General features: G+C 58.4%; 3 protein-coding genes, 1 tRNA gene and 1 other RNA gene. 4 read left to right on the forward strand and 1 reads right to left on the reverse strand.

The genetic code is table 11. From position 1 onward, the window contains the following. Both H7U37_RS14540 and H7U37_RS14545 read left to right on the forward strand, forming a co-directional pair. On the forward strand, window positions 1-201 hold a 201-nt coding region (locus tag H7U37_RS14540; RefSeq protein WP_204876847.1), incomplete at its 5' end, for a hypothetical protein. A gap of 52 nt (window positions 202-253) precedes the next feature. Then, window positions 254-1,852 (forward strand): recombinase family protein, encoded by a 1,599-nt coding sequence (locus H7U37_RS14545; protein WP_204876849.1) that lies wholly within the window; start codon window positions 254-256, stop codon window positions 1,850-1,852. A 46-nt stretch (window positions 1,853-1,898) separates the two neighbouring features. Here the strand turns inward: H7U37_RS14545 and H7U37_RS14550 are convergent. After that, window positions 1,899-1,974: transfer RNA gene (locus H7U37_RS14550), tRNA-Ala, on the reverse strand. Between the two features lie 182 nt (window positions 1,975-2,156). Here H7U37_RS14550 and ffs point away from each other — a divergent pair. Next, window positions 2,157-2,421, forward strand: an RNA gene (gene ffs / locus H7U37_RS14555) — signal recognition particle sRNA large type. Window positions 2,422-2,575: 154 nt separating this feature from the next. Beyond that, window positions 2,576-3,828: DNA polymerase III subunit gamma/tau (gene dnaX / locus H7U37_RS14560; RefSeq protein WP_204876851.1), on the forward strand; the 1,253-nt coding region annotated here is incomplete at its 3' end.

A 3,828-nucleotide genomic window follows, 5' to 3' on the forward strand; every position in this document is an offset into this window, starting at 1 on the left:
GTGCTCTTCACTTACGTGACGCAACATACTGCTGTTCTCTTGGGCAATTCGTCCACGTTGAACAAACGGGGTGAAAATCCACCAAGGTGCAACCGGACTACGCCTGCTGTCTTCAGTTTAGCAAATCCTTCGGTTAACGCACAGACTATATTTTCATTCTCAGCTGTGATGGCATTTCATGAGGCGTTGAAAACTGAATGAACAGCAAACCATATGCACCGCAGTCCTACACCAGAAAGGACAAGGTGCAATCATGGAAAAAAGCAAACGAGTATACTGCCTCTATCGAGTCTCTACCAAAGGACAGGTAGAAAAAGATGATATCCCGATGCAGAAACAATACTGCCGTGAATTTGCGGAGAGCCAGGGATGGACGATCATCAAAGAATTTGCGGAAAAAGGTGTCTCGGGTTTCAAGGTGGCTGCTGCTGACCGCGACGCGATTCAGGAGATCCGTCAGGATGCCGAGGAACGGAAGTTTGACATCCTGCTGGTGTTCATGTTCGACCGCCTGGGACGGAGAGATGATGAGACGCCCTTCGTGGTGGAGTGGTTCATCCGCAACGGAATCGAAGTGTGGAGCGCAATGGAAGGGCAGCAGAAGATGGACGATCATATCGACAAACTGCTGAACTACATCCGTTACTGGCAGGCCTCCGGTGAGAGCCTCAAAACCTCTGCCCGAACAAAGACACGCCTTTCGCAAATTGTGCAGGAGGGGAGGTTCCGCGGCGGGATCGTTCCCTATGGATACCGCCTGGAAAAGCAGGGGCGCTTCAATAAAAAGAATCACGAAGTCAACGAGATTCTGATTGACCCGGATGAAGCTGCGGTGGTGCGCATCATCTTTGAAAAATATGTCTATGAGGGGTTTGGCGCACAGCGGTTGTCCCGGTGGCTATATAACAACGGCTATCTCAACCGAAAGGGGACCAACTTCGCCAATACCACCATCATCAAAATGCTGAAGAACATCATGTATGTGGGCATTCTGCGCAGTGGGGAAACACGCTCAGAAATCTTTCCAGAGCTGCAAATCGTTCCTCTGGATCTGTATGAGCGAGCACAGGAGTTGATGGAGGCCAGGACAATGCACCACAATGAGGTGCCCTTTAACTCCAAGGGGAAGGCGCTGCTCTCCGGGATGGTCTACTGCGCCCACTGTGGTTCCAAGCTGGTGTTGACCACCAGCAGCGGCAGACGCGCCAAGGGCGAACCCAAACGGGAAACCCGCATCCGTTACGCCTGCCACTATAAGATCCGCCATCCGCAGGACTGTGACGGTCAGACAGGCTATTCCGGCGAGAAACTGGACGGCATCGTTGATAAGATCGTCATTCGGCTTTTTGAACGGATGAAGACTGCCCCCAGGAGCCAGCTCATTCAAAAGCAACGTGAGAAGGAACTTCAACTGGCAAACAGTTCGGTGGCCAATCTGGAGAAGCTCCATGCCGCCGCAGAACGGGAGCTGGAGAGCTACAAGAAAGAGATCATCAAAACCATCAATGGGACTGGCAGTTTTGGAGCGGACATCCTCGGCGAGATGATAGAGGACACCCGAAGCAAACTGGCGGCGCTGGCACAGGAATTGGAACAGGCCAAGGAAAAAGCGGCTGATCTGAAGAGCTCTGCCGTTGCCGTCCAAAAGGAGTATGACAAGATTATGTCCTGGGCCGACCTGTATGCGGGGAGTAGTATCGAGGGAAAGAAGATGATCCTGCGGCAGCTCATTGAGCGGGTGAATATCGGGAGGAACTTTGAAATCGAAGTGGAATTCAAAATCAGTGTCACACAGTTCTTCGACTTCCTGCATCCGGAAGGGGACAAGAGTGTGTACTATCGTGCATCCTGAAAGCATGAAAAAACTCGGGAGATCTCAAAACAAGATCTCCCGAGTGTGGTGGACCTAATCGGGATCGAACCGACGACCTTACGGATGCGAACCGTACGCTCTCCCAGCTGAGCTATAGGCCCATACTTATCTGCAATTGCCCGGGCAACGCCTGAGCAGTTAGTATTATAGCACAGATTTACCAAAAGTAAAGACCTATTTTGAAAAATTTCAAAAGTCGTATTGCTAAATTGAAGGAAATGTTGTATGATAACAAATACGAGCTTTCCGCGGCGCCGGGCTTTGGGTCCGGCCCACGGCAAGGCCGCACTAGTCGGGGAGTTAGCGGTGCCCTGTACCTGCAACCCGCTACAGCAGGGATGAATCCCGGCCCCCGGAGCTACGTTGTGTCGTCTGACCCCGGTAAGCAGCGATGATGGATCGGTCCCGCGCAACGGGGCCCCGTGAACCGTGTCAGGCGGGGAACCGAGCAGCACTAAGCGGATCTCCTCGTGTGCCGCGGGGGCGCCGCTCCTGAGCCGGCTGCCTGGGTAACGGATATAACGGAGTTTTCAAAGGCCGGTGTGCGGTCTTGCCCTGTGCCGGACATGGCGGGCGTAAACAAGAGGAGCGAGGTTGAGGGGGTGTATCCCGCATCCTCCGCTCCTTTTTTTCTTCCCCGGCCGGCGGGAGGGCTCTTCCCTTTTTTGATTTGGTCATTACTTTTTTCGGGAGGTGGGCTCCGTGTATCAGGCATTATACCGCAAATGGCGGCCCCGCACCTTTGACGACGTGGTGGGGCAGGCCCATATTACCGACACCCTCAAGCGCCAGGTGGCCACAGGCCGCCTCTCTCACGCCTATCTGTTCACCGGCACCCGCGGCACCGGCAAAACCTCCTGCGCCAAGATCCTGGCCCGGGCGGTCAACTGCGCCCATCCCGTGGACGGCAACCCCTGCAATGCCTGCGCCGCCTGCCTGGGCATTGAAAACGGCTCCATTCTGGACGTACTAGAGCTGGACGCCGCCTCCAACAACGGCGTGGACCACGTCCGCGCCCTCCGGGACGAGGCGGTCTATACTCCCGCCGCCGTGCGCAAACGAGTCTATATCATCGATGAGGTCCATATGCTCTCCACCCAAGCCTTCAACGCCCTGCTGAAGATTCTGGAGGAGCCCCCCGCCCATCTGATGTTTATTCTGGCCACCACCGAGCTCCACAAGGTGCCGGCCACCATTAAGTCCCGCTGTCAGCAGTTCTCCTTCAAGCGCATCCTGCCCGGCGACATCGCCCAGCGCCTGACCACGGTGGCCCAGGCGGAAGGGATTGACCTGAGCCAGGAGGGCGCGGCGCTGCTGGCCCGCCTGGCCGACGGCGGCCTGCGGGACGCCCTCTCCCTGCTGGACCAGTGCGGCAACCCCAGCGGTTCCATCGGCGAACATGAGGTACTGGAAGCCCTGGGTCTGGCCGGCGCGCTGGAGACCGCCGCGCTCATGGAGCAGATCGCCGCCGGAGACAGCGCCGGCGCACTGGAGACCCTGGCCCGGCTCTATGCCAACGGCAAGGACGTGGGCGCCCTGCTGGGCGAGCTGTCCGCCCTTGTGCGGGATCTCCTGCTGCGGGCCACCGCCCCCAAGGGCGGCGCCTCCCTCCTCAGCGGCAGCTATGACGAGGGCACCCTCCGCCGCCTCTCCGGCCAGTGCAGTCCCCAGCGGCTCATGCAGATGCTGGAACGGCTCCAGCGCACCCTGGCCGACCTGCCCCGCAGCGGCAACCGGCGGACCGACGCCGAGCTGTGCCTCCTCTGTCTCAGCGACCCCACGCTGGACCAGAGCGCCGCCGGACTCAGCGCCCGCGTGACCAGGCTGGAGGAGGCCGTCGCCGCCGGCCAGCTCCAGGCCCCCGCTCCGGCCGTGCCGCCGGCCAAAAGCCGGAAGAGCGCCAGGCAGACGGCCGCCGCCCCGCAGACACCCCCAAAAAGCGCCCCGGTCACTCC

Origin of the sequence: Pseudoflavonifractor phocaeensis (genome assembly GCF_016901735.1) — a bacterium.
Taxonomy (GTDB): Bacteria; Bacillota; Clostridia; order Oscillospirales; family Oscillospiraceae; genus Pseudoflavonifractor_A.